Genomic DNA, 23,580 nt, shown 5'->3' with positions numbered 1-23,580 from the left:
GCCATGAACTTCACAATGTCTTTTTCTGAGCTTATGCCTCTAGCACCTGTGATGATCGTGTCGTTAACTGCGATCGTCGTGATGTTGCTGACCGCAATTAAGCGTAACCATAACCTGGTGGCTACTACCACGGTGATTGGTTTAAACCTTGCTGCGTTCTATATCATTTTCGTTTTGTTGGCGGGCGTATTTGCACCTGCCAACGTGATGAATCTGTTCATCGTAGATCCATTTACGATGCTATACCAGTTTGTGATCCTGATTGCTGCACTTGCATGTGCAACGCTATCTCACGCGTATATCGAAACCTATAAAGATAACCGTGAAGAGCTGTATATCTTGATGCTGACATCCGTTGCGGGTGCCATGCTAATGGTAGCTAGCTCACACTATGCATCATTCTTTATCAGCCTTGAGTTGATGTCGATTCCTGTATATGGCTTGTTGGCATATACACATCAACGTTCTCAATCGCTTGAAGCGGGTGTGAAATATCTGGTACTTTCAGCAACTGCGTCTGCAATGCTGCTCATGGGTATGGCATATATTTATGCATATACAGGTACTTTAAGTTTCGTTGCTGAACCAGGCAAACTGTTTACCGTATTCAGTCAACCGGCTGTCGTGATTGGTCTGGCTTTAATTGTATTTGCTGTGGCATTTAAATTATCGCTTGCACCATTCCACAAATGGACACCAGACGTATACGCTGGTGCACCAGCGCCAATCGCGACTTTCCTTGCGACAGTTGCAAAAGTGGCGATGATTGGTCTTTTTGTTCGTTATGCATTGTCTTCAGGTTTAATTTTGGCAGACAGCTTCGTCACCATCATTTCGATTATTGCGGTTCTGTCTATCCTTGCAGGTAACTTGCTGGCGGTTCGCCAGGTGAACTTGAAACGTATCTTGGCATACTCTTCAATTGCACACTTTGGTTATTTGCTGGTTGCCATCGTAAGTTCACGTAATACGGATTTCTTACAGGTTCAAGGTTTCGCGACTTTTGAAAGTGTAAACGTCTACGTGATTACCTATGTATTAACCACGATCGGTGCGTTCGGTGTTGTTACGCTGATGTCTAGTCCGTATAACAATACGGATGAAGCGGGTAGTCTGGCTGAATACCGTGGTCTGTTCTGGCGCCGTCCAGTATTGACTGCTGTATTGACGGTGATGATGCTGTCTCTTGCAGGTATTCCTTTAACTGCCGGCTTTATCGGTAAGTTCCTGGTAATTAAAACTGCGGTTGCAGGCGAAGCCTGGTTCCTGACTGCGATGGTTATCTTGGGTTCTGGTATCGGTTTGTATTACTACCTGCGCGTAATGGTTGTACTTTACATGACACCACCTGAAACACCACGTCTAGATGCGGTGAATCATTGGGGTCAAAAAGTCGGTGGTATCATGGTACTTCTTGCTGCGCTTGCGGTACTTGTGATTGGTGTCTACCCAGATCCGATGATTGCAGTATCTAAATATGCATTCTTTGCCATGTCACCTGAATTGCAACAGTTCATTTTCACTTTGGTTCAAAGTGGTTTTAACTAATATCTGTAAAGATTGACGTTATTACAAAAAAGCCTCCATGATTGGGGGCTTTTTTATTTATACAAATCAATAAAAGCCTTTATAATAGCGGAAATTTATCTTTAACCTTTTAGGTGTTCTCCCGTGGCAATCCATGAAATCCGTCATCCACTCATTCGACATAAGCTTGGTTTACTCCGTCGTGCAGATATCAGTACCAAGAATTTCCGTGAGTTAGCTCAAGAAGTGACCATGCTTCTAACTTATGAAGCAACTAAAGACCTGCCAATGGTTGAACATGATATTGATGGCTGGAATGGTGCTGTTACAGTTGACCGTATTGCGGGTAAAAAAATCACGGTTGTGCCAATTCTACGTGCCGGTATTGGTATGCTCGACGGTTTCCTGAACCTGATTCCAAGTGCAAAAGTATCGGTACTTGGTTTAGAGCGTGATGAAGAAACTCTGGAAGCACGTACCTATTATAAAAAACTGGTTCCAGACGTACAAAACCGTATCGCGATGATCATTGATCCAATGTTAGCGACAGGTTCTTCTTTAGTAGCTGCAATTGATGTACTGAAAGCCAGCGGCTGTAAAGACATTCGTGTAATGGTTCTAGTTGCTGCACCAGAGGGCATTAAGCGTGTCGAAGCTACGCATCCGGATGTCGTGATTTTTACGGCTTCTATCGATAATGGTTTAAATGAAAATGGTTATATCGTTCCAGGTCTTGGCGATGCTGGCGATAAAATCTTTGGTTCAGTTCAAAAAGACTAATTTTTGAATATGATGAAAAAAGGGGCTACTACAGCCTCTTTTTTATATAATGTAGACAGGGCATTTTCAGGATAGGACAATAGCATGAAAGATGAATTGTATCAGGGCAAAATCAAACAGTATGACCCTGCCAAAGGTTTCGGTTTCATTGGCTGCGCTGAGGGAGATGTCTTCTTCCATATTTCAGACTTCCCTGCGGCAGAAGGCGAGCCAAAACGCAATGAACGCGTGAAATTTAATGTTGTTGAAAATGGCGATAAGTACAAAGCGATCAAGATTGAACGTGTCGAAGACAACTCAAAGAAAGCTAAAAAAACCAAAGTGGCAACACACAATAAATCAATTACATCGGCATTGTTAAATAACTTCCGTGGTTAATGGATTATTCTCATACTTAATCTTTTTTAATCACATTTAAAAAGAGGCTTTCGAGCCTCTTTTTTTATAGCACCACCGCTTACATATTTAAAGAGACAGATAACACATAAAAAATCCACCGAACAGCAACAATGCTGAACATTTCCTTGGGCTTAGAATACAAATTAAATGAAGTCTATAGAGAAAAGTGTCATGTTTAGGGATGGAAAAATTAAAACTTACGATTCCGAACGTGGTATGGGTACTTTGGAGTTGGTAGGGGAAGCTCAAGAGTTAAGTTTCAAGTTACAGGATTTACCTTCGCCTGAAATTGAGCCACAAATTGGAGAGTGGCTTAAATTTAGAATCATTCCCCAACAAGGCAGCATGACATTAGACAATATGGTACGTCTGGATATTCAAGTGAAGGATGAATTTGTGCCAGAAGTCGTCGCCTTGCAATCCTTGGCACCCACAGTCGGTGTTCCTGTACGTAATTCACTTTTCTTTAGTCCGACCCTATGGCTGGCATTGGCATCAGCTGTTGGTTTTATGATTTTTGGCGAAGTATAAATAAAAACAGAAATTTTATTTTTTTACTTTTAACTAGGGATCTATTCTTCCGCCATAAGATGCACTTCTAGTTTTTATGTTTCTACTTTAAAGAATTTTACAAAAGATTTTCAGTCTCTTTTTGATTACAATCATAAAAAATATTAAAGATAAGAGCGAATTATGTTTCAAGAGGGGAAAATCAAAACCTATAACGAAGATCGTGGTTTTGGTTTTATTCAGATCGAAGGGCAATCCAAAGATTTATTTTTCCATGTCAAAGACTTTCCCAATAGAAATATTCCGCCAAAAATGGGGGAAAAATTAAAGTTTTTGATTGTGGAAGATAATGGAAAGTTTAAGGCAAACCATATTATTCGCTTGGATATTAAGCAAGAAGTTCCTGTTACACAAAACAATGATCTACATAGAGATATTGAAACCAGAGCTTCTCTACGTTATGAAAAGAAAAAATCATCAACTACATCAAAAATAATCACACTATCAGGACTGGTGATTATTGTGATTCTTGCTGGTCTTGTTTATAACAAATATCAAAGCTACCAAATTCGAAAACAGCAAAAGCTGGAAAGACTGATGGTAGAGCAGCAACGAATTGTCGCTGAGCAACGAGCAGCGCAAGGTGATCTACCTATGCAAGGATTATCTGAGCAGGGCAGGAAGAACCTGGAAAATCGCGGCACTGAGTTAAGAAGCCAAAGTAACCCCGTTAATCCGAAAACTTCAGAAACGGCTGCACCATCTGTATCTCAATTTAAATGCGATGGTCGAGAACACTGTAGTCAGATGGGTTCTTATGAGGAAGCATTATTTTTCATTCGTAACTGTCCAAATACTAAAATGGATGGTGACGGCGATGGGATACCATGTGAAAGTCAGTTTTGATGAATCCTAAAAAAAGCACCTGAAGGTGCTTCTAATATTTTAGCTTTCACAAAAATTCATAAAGGCTCTCAGACCTGGACCCTGATATTTCTGGCGATGTACCAGCATGAACAGCGGACGAGTCAGCGACCAGAATGGTGTATCCAGAATTACCAGTTGACCTTTTTCACGTAAAGGCTCAATCGCAAGTTTGGAAATGCAGGACATACCAATTCCGCCCGCTACAATTTTTAAAATCGCTTCATTATGACCGAGTGTTAGACGGATATTGGCATCTGGTACATCTTTCAAGATGGCATTGTCAAACACCTCACGGGTACCTGAACCTTCTTCACGCAAAATCCATTCTACAGATTTGAAATCTTCAGCGGTTAGTTCACGGTTCAATTGCGCAAGAGGGTGGTCTGGCGCACAGCACACAGCCAGCTCATCATCACGCCAATGGATACATTGGAGCTGTGGCAAATGACATGAACCTTCAATTAAGGCAAGATCCAGCTGGAACTGATTCACCGCTTCAATCATTTGACGGGTATTACCGACTTGAAGCTGTAAATGTGCTTGCGGTTTGATTTTCAAGAAATCGGCCATCAGGTCAGGAATCAGGTAATCTGAAATCGTCAGGGTTGCACCCAAACGTAAATCGATACTTTGAAGCTCACCTTTAGCGACTTGTTCAAAAGATTCACAACGACCTAAAATTTCCAGGGCTTGAGGGAGAAGAAAGCGCCCTAGGTCATTTAGCTGTAAACGTTTGCCTAGACGGTCAAATAGTGGAGCACCCAGACCATCTTCCAGATCTGCTAAAGCCATACTAGCCGCACTTTGTGTAAGCTTGACGGCATCGCTAGCCTTCGTTACGGTACCCTCTTGTGCCACTGCTACAAAAACAGCCAATTGGCGTAAAGTCATGCGCATGAGTAGAGCCTTAACATTTAAAAAATATTAATAAATTATGTTGCCATGCTACCATGAGCATAGTCTTTCATGCCACGTTGAAATCATGTCAATTGAAAAATTTACCCGAGAAAAAGTTTTATCTGTACACCGTTGGACCAATACATTATTTAGTTTTACGATGACACGCCCAGCACATTTCAAATTCACGGCAGGGCAGTTTGCGCGTATTGGTTTACAAGTGGGGGATGAACTGGTGGTTCGTGCCTATTCGGTAGTGTCATCTCCTTTTGATGAAACTCTGGAGTTTTTCTCGATTGTCGTTCCAGAAGGTAAATTTACTTCCAATTTACAGCACCTCAAAGTCGGGGATGTGCTGCATCTGGAAAAAATTCCTTATGGTTATCTGACTCTGGCACGTTATCAATTGCCTTTGCCTAAAGACTTGTGGTTACTGGGTACCGGCACAGGGCTGGCACCGTTTATTTGTATGTTGCAAGACTTTGAAACCTGGAGCAAATACGAAAAAATCAATCTGGTTTATAGTGTGCGCACCCGGGCAGAACTCGCTTATGTAGACCGGATTCAGGAAATCGCCGAGACCTTTGGTGAAGGACATACCGGTTTTAAGTTTATCCCGATTATTACCCGTGAGCCTGATGCACCTTTGCACGACCGTTTACCGATTTTGATTGCCAATGGTGAGCTGGAAAAGGCAGCAGGTATCGCGTTTAATCCGGAAACGACGCATGTCATGCTTTGTGGTAACCCGGATATGGTCGATGATACCAAAGAAGCTTTAAAAGCTCGTGGCTTGACCATGAACCGCCGTGGTGAGGGCAATATTGCAGTCGAAAATTACTGGTAAGGCTGAAGAATTTATGAGCAAAAGCTCCTACTTGAAGGCAATGCGGTTCACTGGAGAGGAGTCGCATGGTGATCTAGGGGATAAGGGGTTTTTGAGATATTAACTGTTCGAGGTATTGTAGGCCTCGAACGCCTCTCCAAAACAAACTATCTATCCCTGATCTGCAGGCAATCGCCGCCTGGAAATAGTCGCGGAACTGCTCAACCTGAGTGTGGACTTGACCCACTTAACGGTGATATTGTGAATAAAAGTACTCAGATTCGAGAGCTTAAACAGATTTTTAAGATCTAAAATATCCTGCTGAAATACCATAAAAAATCCGATGCCAAACCTGACATCGGATTCCCTAATAAATTCCAAAATGATTCAAATGCTTAAGTAAAAAGCATTGCCCATTGCGGAGGTTTTTTCGATTCAAGCTTAATGCACAAACATATCCATGGATTCACGGATTTCCTGAATGGCGGTTTCGACATCGGGGCTGAGCCAAGTCGGTTCAAAGAATCCGGCATAGTGCTCAATACGGTCTGCAGGCACCACCAGACGCACCGGACAGTCTTCTTCCAATAAGCGCCATGGAATAATCGGCACTTCATTATCCAGCCATGCCGTTACATCTCGAATATCGATAATCATCGCATTGACACAGTCCGGAAAAGGCATCACGGAAAATTCTTCGGTACGACGACGGAAATATTCCAGATCCTGCCAGCGAAGCAGGAAGCTTGGCTTGCTAAATTCAATAATTCCAATCAGATGCTGATCACGGCTGTAGTGCAGCGTACATTGATGTGTGACGTCAGTATCAAGATCAAGCGATACACTTTGTTGACGATACGCCATATAACTCGGGTGTATAAATGAGAAGGTGGATAATTATAACGCATTTCATCGCTGAAAGGCAGCGTCTCAACTGTCTTCACTAAAGCCTGCGGAACTGGTATGGCTTATGTATATCTTCAGGGAACAACGATAAAACAACGAGGTTGCTATGTCAGAATCAAAAAGTGTGATTGATACCAGTGTGACTGACACAGCAGTACAAGAAGATTATTTTTCCTTACGTCAGCTCAAGAAAGGCGCCGTCGGTTGGCTGCTTCTCGTCGGTCTGGGGATAGCTTACGTGATTTCCGATGACTTTGCTGGCTGGAATTTTGGTCTGGCACAGGCGGGTTGGTGAGGCATGTTTATTGCGACCATTGTGGTGGCATTGCGTGGATCAACAGACTTTGGAAGCACGTGCCTACGCCGTGGCGCGTAAGTTTAATCCCTTGCTGGTCAATAGTGTAGTCGGCTTTATCGGACCGGAATATCTGTATAACGACAAGCAGATTATCCGGGCCGGGCTAGAGGATCATTTCTGTGGCAAGCTGCTCGGTGTACCAATGGGCTGTGATATTTGCTACACCAATCATGTAGATGCCGATCAGGATGATATGGATGTACTGCTGACCTTGCTTGCCAATGCCGGGCTGAATTTTATCATGGGGATTCCCGGTTCAGATGATGTGATGCTGAATTATCAGACGACATCCTTTCATGATGCGCTCTACATCCGGCAGTTACTGGGATTAAAACCAGCTCCTGAACTTGACCACTGGCTGGAGCAGCAGGGAATTTTGGCGCAACAGTCCAATCAGTTGCACTGGCCGACCGAGCTGCCAAAGCAATTTTCACGTCTGATCTTGTCTTGAAGAAGTGCTATGAAACTAATTGCTGATGTGAAATTTGAGTCTCAATTGCAGGATAATCCCTGGCAGAAGTTAAAAGCCTTTACTGATGCACGGATTGCCTTAGGTCGAACTGGGGGCAGCTTGCCGACTCGACCAAGTCTGGAATTTCAGTTGGCACATGCGCAAGCTAAAGATGCGGTACTGAAGCCACTTGATGTTGAATTCTTAAAATCTGGCTTAGCTAAAACGGGACTGCCTATTCTGGAAATTGAAAGCCAGGCGGTAGAGAAAGATCTTTATCTTAAACGTCCCGATCTTGGGCGTGTGCTTTCAGAACAGTCCAAAACGATATTGCAGCAATACCGGGCCGAACATCAGCAACATTGGGATGTAGCCATTGTGCTGGGAGATGGACTATCAGCACGTGCCATTGAGGAAAATAGCCTGCATTTTATTCCGGCCTTGCTAGAGGCATGCAAAGAACAAGGCTGGCAGATTGCCCCCTTAGTGATTGCCCGTGGCAGTCGTGTGGCACTGGGCGATGAAGTGGCAGAAATTTTACAGGCTAAAATGCTAGTCATGCTGATTGGCGAGCGGCCGGGTTTGAGCTCACTGAACAGTATGGGAATTTACTACACTTATAATGCTTTTAAAGGCTGTCATGATGCCTTGCGCAACTGTATTTCCAATGTCCGTCCTGCGGGCTTGGCCTATCCACTTGCCATCCAGCGACTGGTGGCATTGATGCGTAAATCCTGTGAGTTACAGCTCTCAGGGGTGCAGTTGAAAGATGAACACCAAACCCCAGTCGACATGCAACATAGCCCGGCCAAACGGCTATTTTAAAGCAGCATCCAGCAGAGAACTCTGATGGATTAGTGACTTACATCCCGTCACCATCTCACCATGTTTTGTCACAGAAGCCCTATTCACAGCTTGTTATTCTAAAAATCTACTTATGAATAACAAAGAGTGAGGATGGTTATGGTCGATGATTTCAATAAAAAACCACCTTTAAATCATCAGGCAGACGTGACGCAGAAAAAGCGTATCCCTGTTTATATCTTGATTTTGGTCGGTATTTTTTTACTCGCACTACTGTTCTATATGTTTGCTGACATGAATCCAGATGCGAATGATGCTCCTGCAGGACATCCAAATCCGAATGTACAGCCAGCTACCCCAAATAATTCAACTCCAGTCGGTGAGCCTACACAAGGCACCGCCACCATGAATGATGGAACGGAAGCTACAGCAACCGTGGGTGATGGCACAGAAGCAACAGCAACTGCGACTGATGGACAGGCGACTCAATAACTGAAATACCTGAAAAGCTCTAGTGAACCACTGGGGCTTTTTTGCAATGGATGGTGATGTTTTAAGGTAGTGCCATCTACCTGGCTTGAGTCTGAAAACATCAAATCTAATATGAATCCGGAAGAAAAAGGGGCTGATTGTTTCAGGGAGATGCCCCTGATTTCAGATAAATAGCTTAATAACAAAGAGGGTAGAACAACATGAATGATTATATGAGAAGCCCGCGTGGTGGCTTCGATGCCATGTACTATTGGGATCAGTTCCATCCCATTCTTAGTGCAATTGCCATATTAGTAATTGGCTGGATCATTGCGTTACTGGTCTCGGCAGGCATTAAAAAGCTCTTGCAGAAACTGGGCACCAATACACATTTAAATACGGCGACAGGTCATCACTCCAATGTGGAGAGCATTATTGCCCGCGTCGTGTTCTGGATTATTCTGATTATTGCCGTGATTGGTGCGCTGAACGTGCTCAATCTTACCAGTGTCAGCGGTCCATTCAGTAATATGATCCAGCAGTTCCTGTTATTTATCCCGCAGTTACTAGGTGCAATTGCAGTCGGATTCATAGGTTGGATTGTGGCCAATCTGGTAAAGATAGGGCTACAAAAACTGCTGGACCGAACGCAACTGGATGAAAAACTCAGTGCTGAAGTTGGTGTCAGTCCGATTAGTAAAAACATCAGTGAAATTGCTTACTGGTTAATTTTATTGCTGTTCTTGCCAATCGTGCTGTCTATTTTGGGTCTCAACGGTCTGTTGTTACCAGTTCAAAATATGCTGACCGATGTCGTAAGTTATTTACCAAATATCTTCATTGCTGCAGTCATCATTTTTGTTGGTTATATCCTGGCGAAAATTGTGCGCGGTATTGTTGAAGGACTATTAAACAGTCTGAACGTACAGCAACATGCTGAAAAAGTAGGCATCTTCAAAAACTCGAATGTTTCTCAGGTGATTGGTTCATTTATCTTCGCCGTGGTGATCATTACCGCACTGATCATTGCATTTGAAGCATTGGGTATTGAGGCAATTTCTCAGCCTGCTACAGCCATGCTGTATGAAATCATGAATGCCATTCCGAATATCATCGCTGCTGCGTTGATTCTGATTCTGGCGTATGTGGTGTCTAAACTGGTAGCACGTCTGGTGGTTGAAGTAGTTGCCGGTACAGGTGTTGATGAAATTCCTGCCAAACTGGATATCCAGCGCTTTTTAGGCACGACTAAACTTTCCAGTGTAGTCGGTTTCCTGATCGTTTTATTCACCATGCTATTTGCGGTATCTGAAGCAGCGAACCGTCTGGGCTTTGAACAGATCAGTGGTCTTATTGCAATGTTCATCTACTTCGGTGCCAATATCCTGCTCGGTGCGGTGATTCTGGTAATCGGTTTCTGGCTGGCAAATATTGTTGCGAATATCGTACAACGTGGTGAATATAACAGCTCACGCTGGTTAGCCAATCTGGTTCGTGTTCTGATCATGGGACTCGTTGTGGCAATGGGTCTGCGTGCCATGGGTATTGCCGATTCAATTGTTAACTTGGCATTTGGTCTAACTTTGGGTGCTGTAGCAGTGGCATTTGCCTTGGCATTTGGTTTGGGTGGTCGTCAACCTGCGGAGCGTGTACTCACAGATTTGATTGATAAAGCCAAACGAGAAGCTAAAGAACCCAATCCAGTCAAAGAAAAAGCTGAGAACAGCATATTTTCTGGATTAGGTAGCAAGACCACAGGTACAAGTGCAGCCGACATGTCAGGTACTACAGGTGCGGCGATGGGTATGAGTTCTACAGATAGCTCAATGAGCCAGTCCTCTGGTGGTTCGCAAACTGCTACGGGTACTAGCGATTCCTCAATCACAACTCCAGGAGCAGGCATCGTGCCAAATCAGGATTCAGACAAGAGTACGCCTATGAGTACGGATTTATCCCATACTACCCCGGCAATCCTTACCACTGCACCACAGGATGATGAGTCATTAGGTATTGATCCTGTCAATCCGGATGCGGATCAGGCCGTACCAGATTCAGTAAAAGTCGATCCGACTCATCCACCAGCCAATAATCCATTTGGTTCAACCGGAGAAAAAGAGCCAGATGTCGATATTGACCGTTCAACTCAGAAAAAAGATGACCTGAAATAACCTTTTATTTTTAAGCAAAATCGACCACGCTCATGTGGTCGATTTTGTTCAGTCATAAGGAAAAATGAATGAATACCAAGAAACCTAACAAAGTTCTGGCGCCTTTAGTCATTGCAGGAATTACGATTGGCTTTTTTACCGCTGCCTATCGATTTATTTTTGTAAAGAGCAAGCAGGACGAGCAGTCTGAGCGGGAGCTGGATAAGAAAATACCAGAGGCAGACGAATTTAACTGAGAAGTCAATCCTGCTCAGTCGCTAGGAATAGAATTTATTTTTTAAAAAATATAGAATATTCAAGTGAATACTAAAATGATTTTGGTATTTTTCTTGCATTAAAAATATAAAGAAAAGGAGATCAACAATATGTGGAAAGCACTGCAACATAAATTCATGGCATCTTCAGCAGATGACTTACCGCTATGTCTGCGAGAAGCTCAAAAAATGCAGCTGGCGATTGACCGTCTAACCAATACGGCCAATCTTAACCTGTTTAAAACAGATTATCTGGAATGAGTTAAGTAGCAATCCAGATTATCTATTGATTAAATATATTCCGATGCGGCATGTGCCGATGACCATGCCCATTGGAAATTATAACCGCCCAAATGTCCGGTAACATCCAGTACTTCACCAATAAAATACAAGCCTTTCTGCTTTTTACTTTCCATGGTTTTTGAGGATACTTCCGTGGTGTCTACACCACCCAAAGTCACCTCCGCCGTACGGTAGCCTTCTGTTCCTGAAGGTTTCACTTCAAAGCCATGCAGACGTGCCGCAATCTGTTCCAGCTTGTCATCGCTGATATTACCAATGGCAGTTTCAGCACTTTCAGTCCAGATCAGAATTTGTAATTCAGCCACCACACTTTTCGGTAAATATTCATTGAGGAGTGTACGTAATAAGACTTTGGGCTGGCTTTGTTTTTTTGCTTTAAAGAAATCCAGTAAGTCTACACTCGGTAAGAAATCGACCTTAAAGCTTTGACCGACATTCCAGTAGTTAGAAAGTTGCAGGGAACTCGGCCCACTCAAACCGCGATGGGTAAATAAGAGGGCTTCGGTAAAGCTGTTAAGTTCATTAGAGAGTGTTGCTTCTACGGCATTACCACTTAAGCGCGTGGTCACTTCTTTAAATCCGTCAGAGAAGGTAAATGGAACCAGTCCGGCACGAGTCGGATAGAGGTGATGTCCAAACTGTTTTGCAATCTCATAGCCAATGCCTGAACCGCCAAGCGTAGGAATAGATAAACCGCCAGATGCCACGACGACAGATTCAACTTCAAAATATCCCAGTGAGGTCGCCACCTGAAAGCCTTGATCATCGACTGGATTCACTGCTTTCACTTCGCAACTGGTCTTAATATCGACCAGACCGGTTTTATCACATTCTGCCAGCAGCATCGACAAGATATCTTTTGCACCATTTAAGGTAAACAGCTGTCCATGTTTGCGCTCTTCATAAGCAATGCCATATTCACAAACCAAGCCGATAAAGTCCCAGTTGGTATAACGCGTTAAAGCTGAAATCACAAAATGTGGATTGTGTGAAATATAATTGCTCGGTTCGACTTCCAGATTGGTGAAATTACATTTACCACCGCCAGACATCAGGATTTTTTTGCCAACCTTGTTGGCTTTTTCCACCACCACGACTTTACGCCCACGTTGCGCAGCCATATACGCCGTCATTAAACCTGAGGCACCGGCACCTATGACTAGAACATCGTATTGCTTGGAAGACATCACACACTCAAGGGAGAAGAAAAGGGAAGCATTATAGACAATTTTATTTCAGCTTTCTCTATTCCAGAAAAATCAGTTCCGTGATTGCAGATTTGCAGCGCATTTTAAACATAAAATATTTGAAAGCTGCTTAAAACTCATGCATAGTTTTTGTACAAACTAAAAACATAATAACAAGGAAAAGCGAATGGCAAGTGCGGAAGATTTAAAACAATATAATCTGATTACATATATTCTTTATATTTTAGGATTTTTTCTTGGTCTTACCCCATTTATTGCGATTGTGATGAATTATATCAAGCGTGATGAAATGCGCGGTACCTGGCTGGAAAGTCATGTCGATTGGCAAATTAAAACCTTCTGGATCAGTTTGCTGGGTTATATCGTCGGTGGCTTATTGACTGTGATCTTGATTGGCTTCCTGATCGTGTTTCTGGCCTTTATCTGGCATATCTACCGCTTGGTCAAAGGGTTAATTGCCTTAAATAACAATCAACCAATTCAAGCTTAGGTTGCTGTAAAACCAAAGGGAATATTACGGCCTTGCAGACCACCACTATGAATGACCAGCAGTTTTGATCCAGCCGGAAAATAATTTTTCTCGATCAAATCAAAAATTCCCATCAGCATTTTAGCCGTGTAGATCTGCTCCAGTGGAATTGAAAATTCGGCCTCAAAATCCCGGATAAACTGCACTAAGGCTGCACTGGTTTTGGCATAGCCACCACAGCAATAATCATCGAGAATGTTCCAGTTGGTTTTTTTCGTCAGCTGGGCGACTTCATCTTTTAAAAATGAACCTTTCAGTGCAGAAAATCCTAAAACCTGTTGATGCCCATGAGTGGCTTCGATCAATCCGCTGATGGTGCCACCAGTCCCTACTGCACAACAAATGACATCAAATTGCGCATCATTTTCTTTTAAAATTTCCTGACAACCTTGAATCGCCAAAGCATTGGTTCCACCTTCAGGAATAATATAATGATTAGGAAATTGTCGAGCGAGTTCAGCCAAATACTCAGGCTGTTGCTTGCGCCGATATTCATCACGACTGACGAAATGCAACTGCATCCCGAATTGCTGGGCGGTGGCTAATGTTGGATTCAATGTTCGATCAGCCAGTTCTTCACCCCGAATCACTCCAACACTCTGAAAACCAAACTGTTGTGCGGCAAATGCAGTTGCCGCAATATGATTGGAGTAAGCACCGCCAAAACTCAGAATATGCTGATAACCCTGTCTTTTGGCTTCAAGAAAATTATATTTCAGTTTAAAAAACTTGTTGCCCGAAATTTGCGGATGCACCAGATCCAGACGACGTATTGTTAAAGTAATATCGTGAAAATTAATCTGTTGATCTGGAATATTTTGGGCAATGGTTTCAAACATAAAAGTTCGCAAAGTTCATGATGTAAGCATTATAGCGGAAGTGCTAAAAATCAGAGCTTTTGAATAGGCAATCGCGAGCTGATCGCTGTCGAATTGGTTGTAGATTGTCACAAATATTCTGCTGATAATTTAAACAATAATGCTAATCTAAACAGAGGAAACCCTGAGGAGGGTAGAATAATGAAAATATTATCCTATGCTGTGTTGTTAGGCCTGTTGCTCAGTTTGTCGGGCTGTGATGATGCGTTGAATAAACCTAAAACAGAAACCCGTACCATGATTATTGGTGGCGTACCTGTACATGAGCAGGATTATCAACTGCTAGACAAGCATTTAAGTGCTCAGGATCAGTTAAAACCTTAAGTGATTGCAAACGTTAAAATTCATGATAAATCCAGAAATTTTTACAGCAAATCTTCAGGTTTTTGCTTAAAATAGCCCTTCAATTTTTAAGTCAGGTTATCTCGTGGAATCATTCTGGATTTTAGGTTCGATTGCTTTTGCCCTGATGTTAGGCGCAATGAGTCCCGGGCCGACTTCTATTTATGTAGCAAAAAATTCAATTGCTATTTCACGTAAACATGGTTTATTTACTGCATTGGGTACTGGTCTCGGCGCAGCGATTTTTGGTCTGCTGGCGGTACTCGGTTTACAGGCATTTTTGCTGGCTGTACCTTCGGCTTATCTGGCTTTAAAAATTTGTGGGGGACTATATTTACTTTGGCTGGCATTTAAAATCATTAAACATGCCAAAGATCCGATCGAAGCGGATACAACCATTAGCAAACAGATGTCTTTACGCCGTGCTTTTACCACTGGTTTAATCACACAGTTGTCCAATCCCAAAATTGCGATTGTGCTGGCCAGTATTTTTACCGCGTTATTGCCCAAAGAAATTCCAACGTATTTTTATTTTGTTTTGCCTGTCTTATGTTTCTTTATTGATGCAGGCTGGTGTTCACTAGTCGCAGTTGCATTATCTGCGGAAAAGCCACGTCGTGTTTATTTGAAGTTTAAGGCTTTGTTTGACCGCGCAGCAGGCGCAGTTATGACGGTACTTGGCTTAAAATTAATTTTTGGTATGAAGTAATTACTTCATCTAGATGCTCTGCTTATAAATAAAAAAAGCCCCTAGTCGTAGAGGCTTTTTTTATGTCTATTAAAAAGTATTTTCTTCCGAATTAGCAGAAATACGATGAATCGACAAGTCTGCACCATTGAACTCTTCTTCCTCAGTCAGGCGAATACCCATCAAAACCTTAAGCAGGCCATACACCAAAAAACCACCCGCCAAAGCAATGACAATCGCCAGCACTGTACCTATGAGTTGTGAAATTAAAGACACTCCTCCCATTCCTCCAAGCCATTGCTGACCGAAGATACCCACAGCTAATCCGCCAAAAGCACCACAAACGCCATGCAAAGGCCACACCCCCAATACATCATCCACTTTGAGTTTATTTTGGGTATAGGTAAAGAGTTTCACAAAAATAATGCCGGCGCTGATCCCGATAAAAAAAGCACCCAACGGATGAACGACGTCTGATCCTGCACAAATCGCCACCAGACCTGCTAAGGGACCATTATGCAGGAAGCCCGGGTCATCTTTCCCCGCAACTTTGGCTGCTATTGTTCCACCGACCATGGCCATCAAAGAGTTAATAGCGACCAGTCCAGAAATGGCATCCAGCCGCTGCGCGCTCATGACATTGAAGCCGAACCATCCCACAATCAGAATCCATGAACCCAAAGCCAAAAAAGGAATTGATGAAGGAGGATGCGCGGTGATCCGGCCATCATTTTTGTAACGGCCATGACGCGCACCAAGTAGGATTATTGCGGCAAGTGCCATCCAGCCGCCCATTGCATGAACGACAACTGAGCCGGCAAAATCATGAAAACTTGCACCAAATGCATGGGTCAGCCAATCCTGAAAACCAAGGTTGCCATTCCAGATCATACCCTCAAAAAACGGATAGATCAGCGCAACCAGAAATAATGTCGCTAAAGCCTGTGAACGCATTTTGGCACGCTCTGCAATCCCTCCAGAGATAATCGCTGGAATTGCTGCAGCAAAAGTCAACAGGAAAAAACAGCGCATCAGATTGTAGCCATGATCGGCAGACAAGGTTGCAGCATCATGGAAAAAGTGCTGACCGTAGGCAATATAGTAGCCCACTAAAAAATAGGCGATGGCGGAGATGGCAAAGTCGGTTAGAATTTTACTTAGGGCATTGACCTGGTTTTTATGTCGAACTGTTCCAAGCTCTAAAAAAGCAAATCCAGCATGCATGGCAAGCACTAGAACTGCACCGAGAAGAAGAAATAATAAGTCTATATTTTGCATGGTGCGTTCCAATTTAGTGCGCGGGATCACAAAAGAAAATCAGTATATAGAGGCAAATTGATTGTAGAAGAGGGCTAAGCAAGGGAAATTTTGATGAAGAATTTCTTGAAATTGATAAGACTCGATATAAAGCACGTTACTATTTTTTTGCACCAAACTAAGACATGGCGAGAGTTCATAAAATTCAGATTTATATTATATTTTTAGGTGTTTATATTTATCGTAAGAAAAACGGTGCTAAAAAAGCATGCTAAAGGTGCACGTAAAAAGTAAAAGATTTTTAAGAAAAAATTTAAAAATAAACGAAACTATTGCTTTTAAATTTCAAAGCGTCATTCAAGTTTTAAATTTACCAAGTCATAGGGAATCTGGCTGAAGGATATTTAAAATAAATGAAACCCTAAAGAATTAGGGTTTCATGCTTAGATAAAATTATTGAAGTATTCAATTAATCTTTAAAATGTACCGGAATCCATTGATAGCTTTTATTGTCTTTAGAATAAATATGTCCAATCCCCGGAAATGGCAAATGTGGTGCTGCTACCGTCTGACCATTTTTCGCATATTCAGCAAAATATTTTAAGCGGGTTTCGATCGCCTTTTTCGGATCGACATCAAAGTCAACGCCGGTCTGTGGGCGATCAAACTGCAGCGTATGTGAATGCACAATATCTCCAATAAACACCATCTGCTGACCTTGTGATTTTAAGCTAAAACCAAAATGCCCCGGTGTATGTCCAGCCGAACTGATGACATCGAAAGCATGGATTTTATCGCCAGTTTTAAAGGTTTTGAGCTGATTCTTGATCTGATAGGGTGCAATGGCTTTCTTGATTTTATCGACTGTGCCCAAAAAACCTGCCTGCTTGGCTTTTGGTAATTTTTCTACCGTTGTGGGATTTATCCAGAAATCCAGTTCAGCTTGAGACACATAAATGTTGGCATTGGGAAAATTGGCCACGGTATTATTGCTGATGCCGCATACATGGTCAGGATGCAAATGCGTGAGCAGGATGGCATTGACCTGTTCAGGTTTATGCCCTGAAGCCTTTAAATTGGAATACACTGAACCTAGGTGTGGACCATTACAGCTTGAAGTCCCGCTATCGACCAGAACCATTTCCTTGGCTGTATTGACCAGAAAGGCATTCACGGAGGTTTGGATGCCTTTAGCTTGATCGACGTAGTATTTTTTCAATATCTGGTCGGCTTGAGCTGCTGGAATATCTTTAAATAAGGCTTTGGACAGATAATTGGTGCCATCTAGCAGGGCAGTAATTTGGTAATCCCCGAAGTTATGTTGATAATAACCGGGAACCTGTTTTTGTTGTTGGGTGCTAGAAACGGATTGTGCATGTGTTTGAGAGATACCCGCCATTGAACCTAAAGCAAGCAATGACACGACGAGAGAAGAAGTGAAGTATTTCATAGCTATTCTTATGTAATTAAAGTCAATTCTATGTATTAGCACGGATGCCAGCAAAAAAGAATATGAGTATATTTACCATTTTTTAAAATGGAAGTGCTGATTTGTCATCTGTACTAAAAAATCAGTCTGAATCTGTATATTGATTTTTTGAAAGTAAAGAATTTATTTTTAATGAAAATATTATTATAAATAAAATGCTTAGATACATTTCACTTTTTATGAAAAGCTCGTTAACATGGGGTATTACGAACAAGCTTTGGGTGTCGCGATGAGTTTTTGGAAAAGAAAAAACAATGCCAGCTTTGTATTTTTCATTATTACCTTATATTCACTACTTGGTTTTGGACTGGGCTATGTGATTTGGGAATTTGTGTTGCAAGGCTAAGTGACCCAGCAATAAAAAAGCCTCTAGAGATAGAGGCTTTTTTATATTTATAACTTATTTAGCACATTCAGGCTGAGAACGGTCAATCACTTGAGTGCCTTCTACACGATAGCCAATCTGGCCAATAATAAATGCTTGATTAAGCTGAGTAATTACCACATCAGAAAGTGCAACAGCACAACGGTCTTTTTCAATTGCGCGATCTACTGCTGTTTTGAAGTTAGGAATACCAAGTGGGAATAAAATCACAGGAACTTTATCTTCACCTTTAACACGTTCACCTTTCACAAACTGGTTTGAGTTTAGGTTGTAGTTTTTAGTAGATGCAACTGTCATGTCAGCCATACGTACCGAACAACCTGTAAATGCAATTGTAGACATCGCTAGAACTGAAACTAATAATTTTTTCATGCTTACCCCGAATAATTATAAAAGAATAAAAAAGCGCATTGATTTTATATTGAAAATATTAAAAATCAAGAAAGTAAATTTAACTGATGATATAAAAAAGCCCCTACATACGTAGAGGCTTTTCTTTTCTCAAAACCTAAACTTAAGACACTTTATCACCCGGTTTAGCACCAGATTCAGGTGAAATCACCCAAACACCGTCGCCATTACCCGCAGCTAGCACCATACCGTTAGAGATCCCAAAACGCATTTTACGTGGCGCAAGGTTTGCCACCATCACCACCAGTTTACCTTTTAAGTCTTCAGGTTGGTAAAACTCACGAATACCACTGAACACATTACGTGGCTCAGCTTCACCAACGTTTAAAGTGAGTTGAAGCAGTTTGTCAGAACCTTCAACCGTAACCGCTTCCAAAACTTCAGCCACACGCAGGTCAACTTTCATAAAATCATCAATATTAATGATTTCAGCTTCAACGACTTTAGGTTCAGCTTTCTTTTCAATCTTCTTCTCTTTTTTCTTCTCAGCTTTTGCTGGTTCAGCAGCAGGAGCAGCTAAAGAATCTTTAGATGCATCCACCATGGCAGCAACCGCTTTTGGATCTACACGTTGCATTAAGGGTTGGAACAATGCAATTTCATGACCCACTAGAATGGTTTTGCGAGAAGCAAAGTCGAAGCTTTCAAGTTGCAAGAAATCTTGAACCTGTTGAGCTAGTGTCGGCAATACAGGAGCCAAGTAAACTGCCAATTGACTGAACAGGTTGATCCCCACAGAACATACATCATGAACCTGTTGTTCCTGACCTTCTTGCTTAGCAAGTGCCCAAGGCTTTTTCTCGTCGATGTACTGGTTGGCTTTGTCTGCTAGTGCCATGATTTCACGAATCGCAGCCGAGAATTCACGTGCTTCATAAGCCTGAGCAATTGAACTACCTGCATCAATAAAGCTTTGTACCAATTCAGGTTCAGCACATGTAGTGCTTAACTTGTTATCAAATTTAGTGTTAATGAATTTCGCACAACGGCTGGCGATATTCACCACTTTACCGACTAGGTCTGAATTCACTTTTTGTACAAAGTCATCCAGATTTAAGTCTGAATCTTCAACTTTGTCTGAAAGTTTCGACGCGAAATAGTAGCGTAAATATTCAGGATTTAAATGCTCTAAATAGGTTTCCGCTTTAATAAAGGTGCCGCGAGATTTTGACATCTTTTGGCCATTTACCGTCAAGAAACCATTCACAAATAAACCTGATGGCGTACGATAGTTTGCACCTTCAAGCATCGCCGGCCAGAACAGGGCATGGAAATATACAATGTCTTTACCAATGAAGTGATAGACCTCATTTTCAGAATCTTTTTTCCAGAAATCGTCAAAATTCAATTCAGGACGTTTGGTTTTGATGTAATTTTCAAAGCTCGACATATAACCGATTGGCGCATCGACCCACACATAGAAGTATTTGTTTGGTGCATCCGGAATTTCAAAACCGAAGTATGGCGCATCACGGGAGATGTCCCAATCGTTCAAGCCATTTTCAAACCATTCGTCCAGCTTGTTGGCAATCGATACCGGCAAGCGACCTTCATCACGAGTCCATTTTTGCAGGTATTCACCAAAATTTGGCAATTTAAAGAAGTAATGATCAGATGATTTTTCGACTGGAGTTGCGCCACTTAAAGTGGAATGCGGATTCAACAATTCTGTCGCATTATAAGTTGCACCGCAGACTTCACATGAGTCGCCGTACTGATCTTCCGCCTTACATTTCGGACAGGTGCCTTTAATGAAACGGTCTGACAGGAACATGCCTTTTTCAGGATCAAAAAGCTGGGTCACCGGGCGAACTGCAATATTGCCAGCATCACGGTTTTTCACATAGATTTCAGATGCACGGGCACGGTTGGTATCGCTATGTGTAGAATCATAATGATCGAAATGCACACCGAAACCGTCAAAGTCACGGATATGTTCTTTTTGCACATTGGCAATTTGCGCTTCAGGTGAAATGCCATTCGCTTCGGCACGTAGCATGATCGCGGTTCCGTGAGCATCATCCGCACAGACATAAGTCACATCATGACCCATCGCACGCATGGCACGTACCCAAATATCTGCTTGGATATAGCCAAGTAAGTGACCCATATGAATCGGGCCATTGGCGTAAGGAAGGGCATTGGTGACTAAAATTTTACGCACGGATTCACTCTCTCATTCGTATTCATTATGCAATGGGCCATAATTTTACATGATGCCGAGGGGATTACAAAGAAATGCTTTGCTGAAACCCTGCGAATAGATGGACTTGGACAGCCCGAATACAAAAGCCTGCATCATCTTTAGCATATAGCTTTTCAATACAGATTTGACTCAGCTCATGCTACATCCTGCAAACAATAGCAACAACTTGTACAGGCTTTGTTGCAGTTTGCTTACTTCGCCCGATTCGCGTAATGCTTTGTGCTAAAAAAATGGCTGATTGTTTATATGATATGCCTAAGGAGGGTACCTCATGACTCAGCAGAACCAAAACAATACGTCGAAGCAAAATCAAGATAAAGAACAACATGCACGCGAATTGAATGATCAGCTTGCAAAAGAGCAAAAGCAAAACGAGCTGGATAAACAGCATAATCAGGAACATAAGAACGGGCAAAGTGCCCAGACCCATGCTGATCAGAAGTCTGATACCCAGCATAACGGTAAAGAGGAAAATGCTGAGCAATCAGCGCAAAAAGACAGTTCTCAAGAGAATCAGTCTGATAAAAAAACTGAAAGCTTTAAGATGGATGACTTAAAAGCCAAAGCGATAGCGATTGGTGAAGAGCTATTGCAAAAAGGTGAAAAGCTTCTGAATGAGCTGAAACATGGCAAATCTGACAACCAGCAAAATGCTGAGCAAGGTTCGGATCATGCGAAAAAAGCCAAAGCGGATCATACCTCTCAAGATAAGTCATCTAACAAGTCAGATAAACAAAATGCTAAAGATGGTCAGACCGATCAGCAGGCAGGTATGGCAAATTTAAAAGATGAAGCCATGCATAAGTTTGAAGATACCAGACAGAAAATCACAGACTTATTCAGCGAAGCCTCGGTTAAGTTCGCTGAGCTGAAACAGATGGCAACTGATACGATGAATAAAATGAAAGATAATCAATCGAAGGAAGGTGATTCTGATCAGCAGCAAGATGCCAAAGATACAGATTCAGAAAGCAACTCTCAGTCTAAAAAGGATGAATCGAAACAAGATCAGGATAAAAATACCAAGGATCAACAGGACAAATCTGAAAACAATAAAAATCATAAATAGTCTGTGATCGTTAAGCCACTTTAATCATAGAAGGTTAAAGTGGCTTAACACGCTCGAGATAAATAAAAAAAATTTATTACATCAAAATAGTCCATCTCTCTTTTCTTTCATTATTTCTATTCACCAAGATTCCATAAAATATTTCACAAAACCGAGTAAAATGGTTGGAAATTGAAGATATCTGTTTCATCTTCTCCAATACAGTGCTTAACCTTCGCCTAAAACCCCGTTAAACTAAGCGATTCAGATGTCGATCTACATTTTTGGAGTAACCTATGTCTTGGCTTTCTTCGCTTAAATCGGTTTTTTCGCCTTCCAAGGAGGTGAACGAAGAAGCTGTGCAAAATGTACTACAAAACTATATCTTGCCAAATTCCAGCAATGCCTTGAAAGATCGTATTACGCAGGTCAATGTACAGGGTGAGATTCTGCAAATCACTTTGAATACCTATCCAGAAGAAAAAGCGCAGCTGCAACAGATTCATGATGAACTGGCGGAAGCTTTGCAAAAATGTGGTATTCAAGAACTGAATATGCATGTGATTCAGCAGAAAACTGGACATAAGAAAGAAGGGGGTTGCGGGCATAACCATGCTGAAGGTGAAAACTGTTCAAGCGAGCCCAAAGCGGAAGCAAAACCCAATCTTCCCCCTGTGGTTGATGCGTCGGCACAGCCTGCAAAAACAGAAGAAGCTGATCCAAATAATCCACCTATTCAAAAAGCTGCGCCGCAACAGCGTGATGTTCCAAAACACCCAAGGATTCAAAATGTGATTCTGGTGTCATCTGGTAAAGGTGGCGTAGGTAAATCGACCACGACTGTAAATCTGGCTTTGGCTCTACAGAAATTAGGCCTGCGCGTAGGCGTACTAGATGCCGATATTTACGGCCCAAGTATTCCGACTATGCTCGGCAATGCCGGCAAAACGCCAATGATCGAAGCAGAGCAGTTTGTCCCTATCGAAGCCTATGGGATGGCGGTATTATCAATTGGCCATTTAACTGGAGATCACAATACTCCAGTCGCCTGGCGTGGTCCAAAAGCCACGGGTGCATTAATGCAGTTATTCAATCAGACCCTATGGCCAGACCTTGATGTGCTGATGATTGATATGCCACCTGGCACAGGTGATATCCAGTTAACTCTCGCGCAGCGTATTCCGGTAACGGGCGCAGTAATTGTGACAACGCCACAAAACGTGGCCTTGCTGGATGCGACCAAAGGCATTGAATTGTTTAACCGCGTGCAGATTCCGATCATGGGCGTGATTGAAAACATGTCGACCCATATCTGCTCAAATTGTGGTTTTGAGGAACAGATTTTTGGTACAGGCGGTGGCGATAAACTGTCTGAGCAATATCAAGTCCCATTATTGGGTCGTTTACCTTTGGATGCTAAAATTCGTGAAAATGCCGATGCTGGAACGCCGTCAGTGATCGCGGGAGATGCTGCTGCAGAAAGCTATATGCTGATTGCAGAGAAAATTGCAGCGCGGTTACCTAAAGCAGAGAAAGACCATAGTCGAATTTTTTAATT

The 23,580-nt window shown here is 42.3% G+C and carries 25 protein-coding genes and 2 pseudogenes; 19 read left to right on the top strand and 8 right to left on the bottom strand.

Features of this window, described 5'->3' with window-relative positions; genetic code table 11:
* The first annotated feature begins 3 nt into the window (after positions 1 to 3).
* The 5 genes from nuoN to FTT86_RS02700 all read left to right on the top strand — a co-directional run bounded on the left by nuoN (position 4) and on the right by FTT86_RS02700 (position 4,122).
* Entirely contained in the window at positions 4 to 1,548 is a 1,545-nt protein-coding gene (nuoN, locus tag FTT86_RS02720; protein WP_180180500.1) for an NADH-quinone oxidoreductase subunit NuoN, read from the top strand.
* A 123-nt stretch (positions 1,549 to 1,671) separates the two neighbouring features.
* Positions 1,672 to 2,307 (top strand): uracil phosphoribosyltransferase, encoded by a 636-nt coding sequence (upp, locus tag FTT86_RS02715; protein ID WP_004280765.1) that lies wholly within the window; start codon positions 1,672 to 1,674, stop codon positions 2,305 to 2,307.
* 84 nt (positions 2,308 to 2,391) lie between these two features.
* Positions 2,392 to 2,685 (top strand): cold shock domain-containing protein, encoded by a 294-nt coding sequence (locus FTT86_RS02710; RefSeq protein ID WP_004732065.1) that lies wholly within the window; start codon positions 2,392 to 2,394, stop codon positions 2,683 to 2,685.
* A 192-nt stretch (positions 2,686 to 2,877) separates the two neighbouring features.
* A complete protein-coding gene (locus FTT86_RS02705) occupies positions 2,878 to 3,237 on the top strand; it encodes a hypothetical protein (protein ID WP_180180499.1) in 360 nt (119 codons plus the stop codon).
* 162 nt (positions 3,238 to 3,399) lie between these two features.
* The gene (locus tag FTT86_RS02700) at positions 3,400 to 4,122 is read left to right on the top strand and encodes a cold shock domain-containing protein (RefSeq protein WP_180180498.1); all 723 of its coding nucleotides are present in this window, start codon (positions 3,400 to 3,402) and stop codon (positions 4,120 to 4,122) included.
* 39 nt (positions 4,123 to 4,161) lie between these two features.
* Here FTT86_RS02700 and gigC read toward each other — a convergent pair whose 3' ends face one another.
* On the bottom strand, positions 4,162 to 5,040 hold the full coding sequence (gigC, locus tag FTT86_RS02695) for a LysR family transcriptional regulator GigC (RefSeq protein WP_004280761.1): 879 nt from the start codon (positions 5,038 to 5,040) through the stop codon (positions 4,162 to 4,164).
* Between the two features lie 85 nt (positions 5,041 to 5,125).
* Here gigC and FTT86_RS02690 point away from each other — a divergent pair, with 85 nt between their 5' ends.
* Positions 5,126 to 5,887: a ferredoxin--NADP reductase gene (locus FTT86_RS02690; protein ID WP_180180497.1), complete on the top strand. Its 762-nt coding sequence runs from the start codon at positions 5,126 to 5,128 to the stop codon at positions 5,885 to 5,887.
* 420 nt (positions 5,888 to 6,307) lie between these two features.
* On the opposite strand, the gene FTT86_RS02685 is transcribed toward FTT86_RS02690, so the two are convergent.
* Positions 6,308 to 6,730 carry a hypothetical protein gene (locus FTT86_RS02685; protein ID WP_004280758.1) on the bottom strand — a complete coding sequence of 141 codons (423 nt, stop codon included), beginning with the start codon at positions 6,728 to 6,730 and terminating at the stop codon, positions 6,308 to 6,310.
* A gap of 148 nt (positions 6,731 to 6,878) precedes the next feature.
* Between FTT86_RS02685 and FTT86_RS02680 the strand changes: the two are divergent.
* The 7 genes and pseudogenes from FTT86_RS02680 to FTT86_RS02650 all read left to right on the top strand — a co-directional run.
* Positions 6,879 to 7,064, top strand: a pseudogene (locus FTT86_RS02680) (ethanolamine permease); the annotation flags it as partial.
* 31 nt (positions 7,065 to 7,095) lie between these two features.
* Positions 7,096 to 7,581 (top strand): annotated as a pseudogene (gene eutB / locus FTT86_RS02675) (ethanolamine ammonia-lyase subunit EutB); the annotation flags it as partial.
* A gap of 9 nt (positions 7,582 to 7,590) precedes the next feature.
* A complete protein-coding gene (gene eutC, locus FTT86_RS02670; RefSeq protein ID WP_180180496.1) occupies positions 7,591 to 8,406 on the top strand; it encodes an ethanolamine ammonia-lyase subunit EutC in 816 nt (271 codons plus the stop codon).
* A 138-nt stretch (positions 8,407 to 8,544) separates the two neighbouring features.
* On the top strand, positions 8,545 to 8,877 hold the full coding sequence (locus FTT86_RS02665) for a hypothetical protein (RefSeq protein WP_005106219.1): 333 nt from the start codon (positions 8,545 to 8,547) through the stop codon (positions 8,875 to 8,877).
* A 200-nt stretch (positions 8,878 to 9,077) separates the two neighbouring features.
* Positions 9,078 to 11,024: a mechanosensitive ion channel gene (locus tag FTT86_RS02660; RefSeq protein ID WP_180180495.1), complete on the top strand. Its 1,947-nt coding sequence runs from the start codon at positions 9,078 to 9,080 to the stop codon at positions 11,022 to 11,024.
* Between the two features lie 68 nt (positions 11,025 to 11,092).
* A complete protein-coding gene (locus tag FTT86_RS02655) occupies positions 11,093 to 11,260 on the top strand; it encodes a hypothetical protein (protein ID WP_005106221.1) in 168 nt (55 codons plus the stop codon).
* A 129-nt stretch (positions 11,261 to 11,389) separates the two neighbouring features.
* On the top strand, positions 11,390 to 11,539 hold the full coding sequence (locus FTT86_RS02650) for a hypothetical protein (protein ID WP_005247874.1): 150 nt from the start codon (positions 11,390 to 11,392) through the stop codon (positions 11,537 to 11,539).
* A gap of 29 nt (positions 11,540 to 11,568) precedes the next feature.
* On the opposite strand, the gene FTT86_RS02645 is transcribed toward FTT86_RS02650, so the two are convergent.
* Positions 11,569 to 12,768 carry an NAD(P)/FAD-dependent oxidoreductase gene (locus tag FTT86_RS02645; protein ID WP_005247873.1) on the bottom strand — a complete coding sequence of 400 codons (1,200 nt, stop codon included), beginning with the start codon at positions 12,766 to 12,768 and terminating at the stop codon, positions 11,569 to 11,571.
* Between the two features lie 187 nt (positions 12,769 to 12,955).
* Here FTT86_RS02645 and FTT86_RS02640 point away from each other — a divergent pair, with 187 nt between their 5' ends.
* Positions 12,956 to 13,279 (top strand): hypothetical protein, encoded by a 324-nt coding sequence (locus FTT86_RS02640; RefSeq protein ID WP_180180494.1) that lies wholly within the window; start codon positions 12,956 to 12,958, stop codon positions 13,277 to 13,279.
* Here the strand turns inward: FTT86_RS02640 and FTT86_RS02635 are convergent.
* A complete protein-coding gene (locus FTT86_RS02635) occupies positions 13,276 to 14,157 on the bottom strand; it encodes a 1-aminocyclopropane-1-carboxylate deaminase/D-cysteine desulfhydrase (RefSeq protein ID WP_180180493.1) in 882 nt (293 codons plus the stop codon). The genes FTT86_RS02640 and FTT86_RS02635 overlap by 4 nt on opposite strands.
* A 180-nt stretch (positions 14,158 to 14,337) precedes the next feature.
* Between FTT86_RS02635 and FTT86_RS02630 the strand changes: the two genes are divergently transcribed.
* Together FTT86_RS02630 and FTT86_RS02625 are read left to right on the top strand one after the other, a co-directional pair.
* A complete protein-coding gene (locus tag FTT86_RS02630; protein WP_005265954.1) occupies positions 14,338 to 14,520 on the top strand; it encodes an NF038215 family lipoprotein in 183 nt (60 codons plus the stop codon).
* Positions 14,521 to 14,623: 103 nt separating this feature from the next.
* Positions 14,624 to 15,247 (top strand): LysE family translocator, encoded by a 624-nt coding sequence (locus tag FTT86_RS02625; RefSeq protein ID WP_004280739.1) that lies wholly within the window; start codon positions 14,624 to 14,626, stop codon positions 15,245 to 15,247.
* Between the two features lie 69 nt (positions 15,248 to 15,316).
* Here the strand turns inward: FTT86_RS02625 and FTT86_RS02620 are convergent, their stop codons facing one another.
* The gene (locus tag FTT86_RS02620) at positions 15,317 to 16,504 is read right to left on the bottom strand and encodes an ammonium transporter (RefSeq protein ID WP_005247869.1); all 1,188 of its coding nucleotides are present in this window, start codon (positions 16,502 to 16,504) and stop codon (positions 15,317 to 15,319) included.
* Positions 16,505 to 16,952: 448 nt separating this feature from the next.
* Positions 16,953 to 17,933, bottom strand: a complete 981-nt coding sequence (locus tag FTT86_RS02615) for an MBL fold metallo-hydrolase (protein ID WP_180180492.1) — start codon at positions 17,931 to 17,933, stop codon at positions 16,953 to 16,955.
* A gap of 268 nt (positions 17,934 to 18,201) precedes the next feature.
* Here FTT86_RS02615 and FTT86_RS02610 point away from each other — a divergent pair, with 268 nt between their 5' ends.
* The gene (locus tag FTT86_RS02610) at positions 18,202 to 18,318 is read left to right on the top strand and encodes a hypothetical protein (protein WP_086044934.1); all 117 of its coding nucleotides are present in this window, start codon (positions 18,202 to 18,204) and stop codon (positions 18,316 to 18,318) included.
* A gap of 54 nt (positions 18,319 to 18,372) precedes the next feature.
* On the opposite strand, the gene FTT86_RS02605 is transcribed toward FTT86_RS02610, so the two are convergent.
* Complete coding sequence (locus FTT86_RS02605; protein WP_004280734.1) at positions 18,373 to 18,729, bottom strand: hypothetical protein; 357 nt, start codon at positions 18,727 to 18,729, stop codon at positions 18,373 to 18,375.
* 142 nt (positions 18,730 to 18,871) lie between these two features.
* On the bottom strand, positions 18,872 to 20,932 hold the full coding sequence (gene metG, locus FTT86_RS02600; RefSeq protein ID WP_180180491.1) for a methionine--tRNA ligase: 2,061 nt from the start codon (positions 20,930 to 20,932) through the stop codon (positions 18,872 to 18,874).
* A gap of 313 nt (positions 20,933 to 21,245) precedes the next feature.
* On the opposite strand from metG, the gene FTT86_RS02595 reads away from it, so the two are divergent.
* Entirely contained in the window at positions 21,246 to 22,043 is a 798-nt protein-coding gene (locus FTT86_RS02595; protein ID WP_180180490.1) for a hypothetical protein, read from the top strand.
* A gap of 275 nt (positions 22,044 to 22,318) precedes the next feature.
* Complete coding sequence (gene apbC, locus FTT86_RS02590) at positions 22,319 to 23,578, top strand: iron-sulfur cluster carrier protein ApbC (RefSeq protein ID WP_180180489.1); 1,260 nt, start codon at positions 22,319 to 22,321, stop codon at positions 23,576 to 23,578.
* The last annotated feature ends 2 nt before the right edge of the window (positions 23,579 to 23,580 follow it).

Origin of the sequence: Acinetobacter sp. YH01021 (genome assembly GCF_013420255.1) — a bacterium.
Taxonomy (GTDB): Bacteria; Pseudomonadota; Gammaproteobacteria; order Pseudomonadales; family Moraxellaceae; genus Acinetobacter.
Note: the sequence above shows the minus strand (reverse complement) of the source record. Positions and strands in the feature narration are given on the sequence as shown.

What these genes read in the sequence shown, in the direction of transcription:
- nuoN (WP_180180500.1), top strand. Translation starts at nt 4, where the DNA reads ATGAACTTCACAATGTCTTTTTCTGAGCTTATGCCTCTAGCACCTGTG.
- FTT86_RS02710 (WP_004732065.1), top strand. Translation starts at nt 2,392, where the DNA reads ATGAAAGATGAATTGTATCAGGGCAAAATCAAACAGTATGACCCTGCC.
- FTT86_RS02705 (WP_180180499.1), top strand. Translation starts at nt 2,878, where the DNA reads ATGTTTAGGGATGGAAAAATTAAAACTTACGATTCCGAACGTGGTATG.
- FTT86_RS02700 (WP_180180498.1), top strand. Translation starts at nt 3,400, where the DNA reads ATGTTTCAAGAGGGGAAAATCAAAACCTATAACGAAGATCGTGGTTTT.
- gigC (WP_004280761.1), bottom strand. Translation starts at nt 5,040, where the DNA reads ATGCGCATGACTTTACGCCAATTGGCTGTTTTTGTAGCAGTGGCACAA.
- FTT86_RS02690 (WP_180180497.1), top strand. Translation starts at nt 5,126, where the DNA reads ATGTCAATTGAAAAATTTACCCGAGAAAAAGTTTTATCTGTACACCGT.
- FTT86_RS02685 (WP_004280758.1), bottom strand. Translation starts at nt 6,730, where the DNA reads ATGGCGTATCGTCAACAAAGTGTATCGCTTGATCTTGATACTGACGTC.
- eutC (WP_180180496.1), top strand. Translation starts at nt 7,591, where the DNA reads ATGAAACTAATTGCTGATGTGAAATTTGAGTCTCAATTGCAGGATAAT.
- FTT86_RS02665 (WP_005106219.1), top strand. Translation starts at nt 8,545, where the DNA reads ATGGTCGATGATTTCAATAAAAAACCACCTTTAAATCATCAGGCAGAC.
- FTT86_RS02660 (WP_180180495.1), top strand. Translation starts at nt 9,078, where the DNA reads ATGAATGATTATATGAGAAGCCCGCGTGGTGGCTTCGATGCCATGTAC.
- FTT86_RS02655 (WP_005106221.1), top strand. Translation starts at nt 11,093, where the DNA reads ATGAATACCAAGAAACCTAACAAAGTTCTGGCGCCTTTAGTCATTGCA.
- FTT86_RS02650 (WP_005247874.1), top strand. Translation starts at nt 11,390, where the DNA reads ATGTGGAAAGCACTGCAACATAAATTCATGGCATCTTCAGCAGATGAC.
- FTT86_RS02645 (WP_005247873.1), bottom strand. Translation starts at nt 12,768, where the DNA reads ATGTCTTCCAAGCAATACGATGTTCTAGTCATAGGTGCCGGTGCCTCA.
- FTT86_RS02640 (WP_180180494.1), top strand. Translation starts at nt 12,956, where the DNA reads ATGGCAAGTGCGGAAGATTTAAAACAATATAATCTGATTACATATATT.
- FTT86_RS02635 (WP_180180493.1), bottom strand. Translation starts at nt 14,157, where the DNA reads ATGTTTGAAACCATTGCCCAAAATATTCCAGATCAACAGATTAATTTT.
- FTT86_RS02630 (WP_005265954.1), top strand. Translation starts at nt 14,338, where the DNA reads ATGAAAATATTATCCTATGCTGTGTTGTTAGGCCTGTTGCTCAGTTTG.
- FTT86_RS02620 (WP_005247869.1), bottom strand. Translation starts at nt 16,504, where the DNA reads ATGCAAAATATAGACTTATTATTTCTTCTTCTCGGTGCAGTTCTAGTG.
- FTT86_RS02615 (WP_180180492.1), bottom strand. Translation starts at nt 17,933, where the DNA reads ATGAAATACTTCACTTCTTCTCTCGTCGTGTCATTGCTTGCTTTAGGT.
- FTT86_RS02610 (WP_086044934.1), top strand. Translation starts at nt 18,202, where the DNA reads ATGAGTTTTTGGAAAAGAAAAAACAATGCCAGCTTTGTATTTTTCATT.
- FTT86_RS02605 (WP_004280734.1), bottom strand. Translation starts at nt 18,729, where the DNA reads ATGAAAAAATTATTAGTTTCAGTTCTAGCGATGTCTACAATTGCATTT.
- FTT86_RS02595 (WP_180180490.1), top strand. Translation starts at nt 21,246, where the DNA reads ATGACTCAGCAGAACCAAAACAATACGTCGAAGCAAAATCAAGATAAA.
- apbC (WP_180180489.1), top strand. Translation starts at nt 22,319, where the DNA reads ATGTCTTGGCTTTCTTCGCTTAAATCGGTTTTTTCGCCTTCCAAGGAG.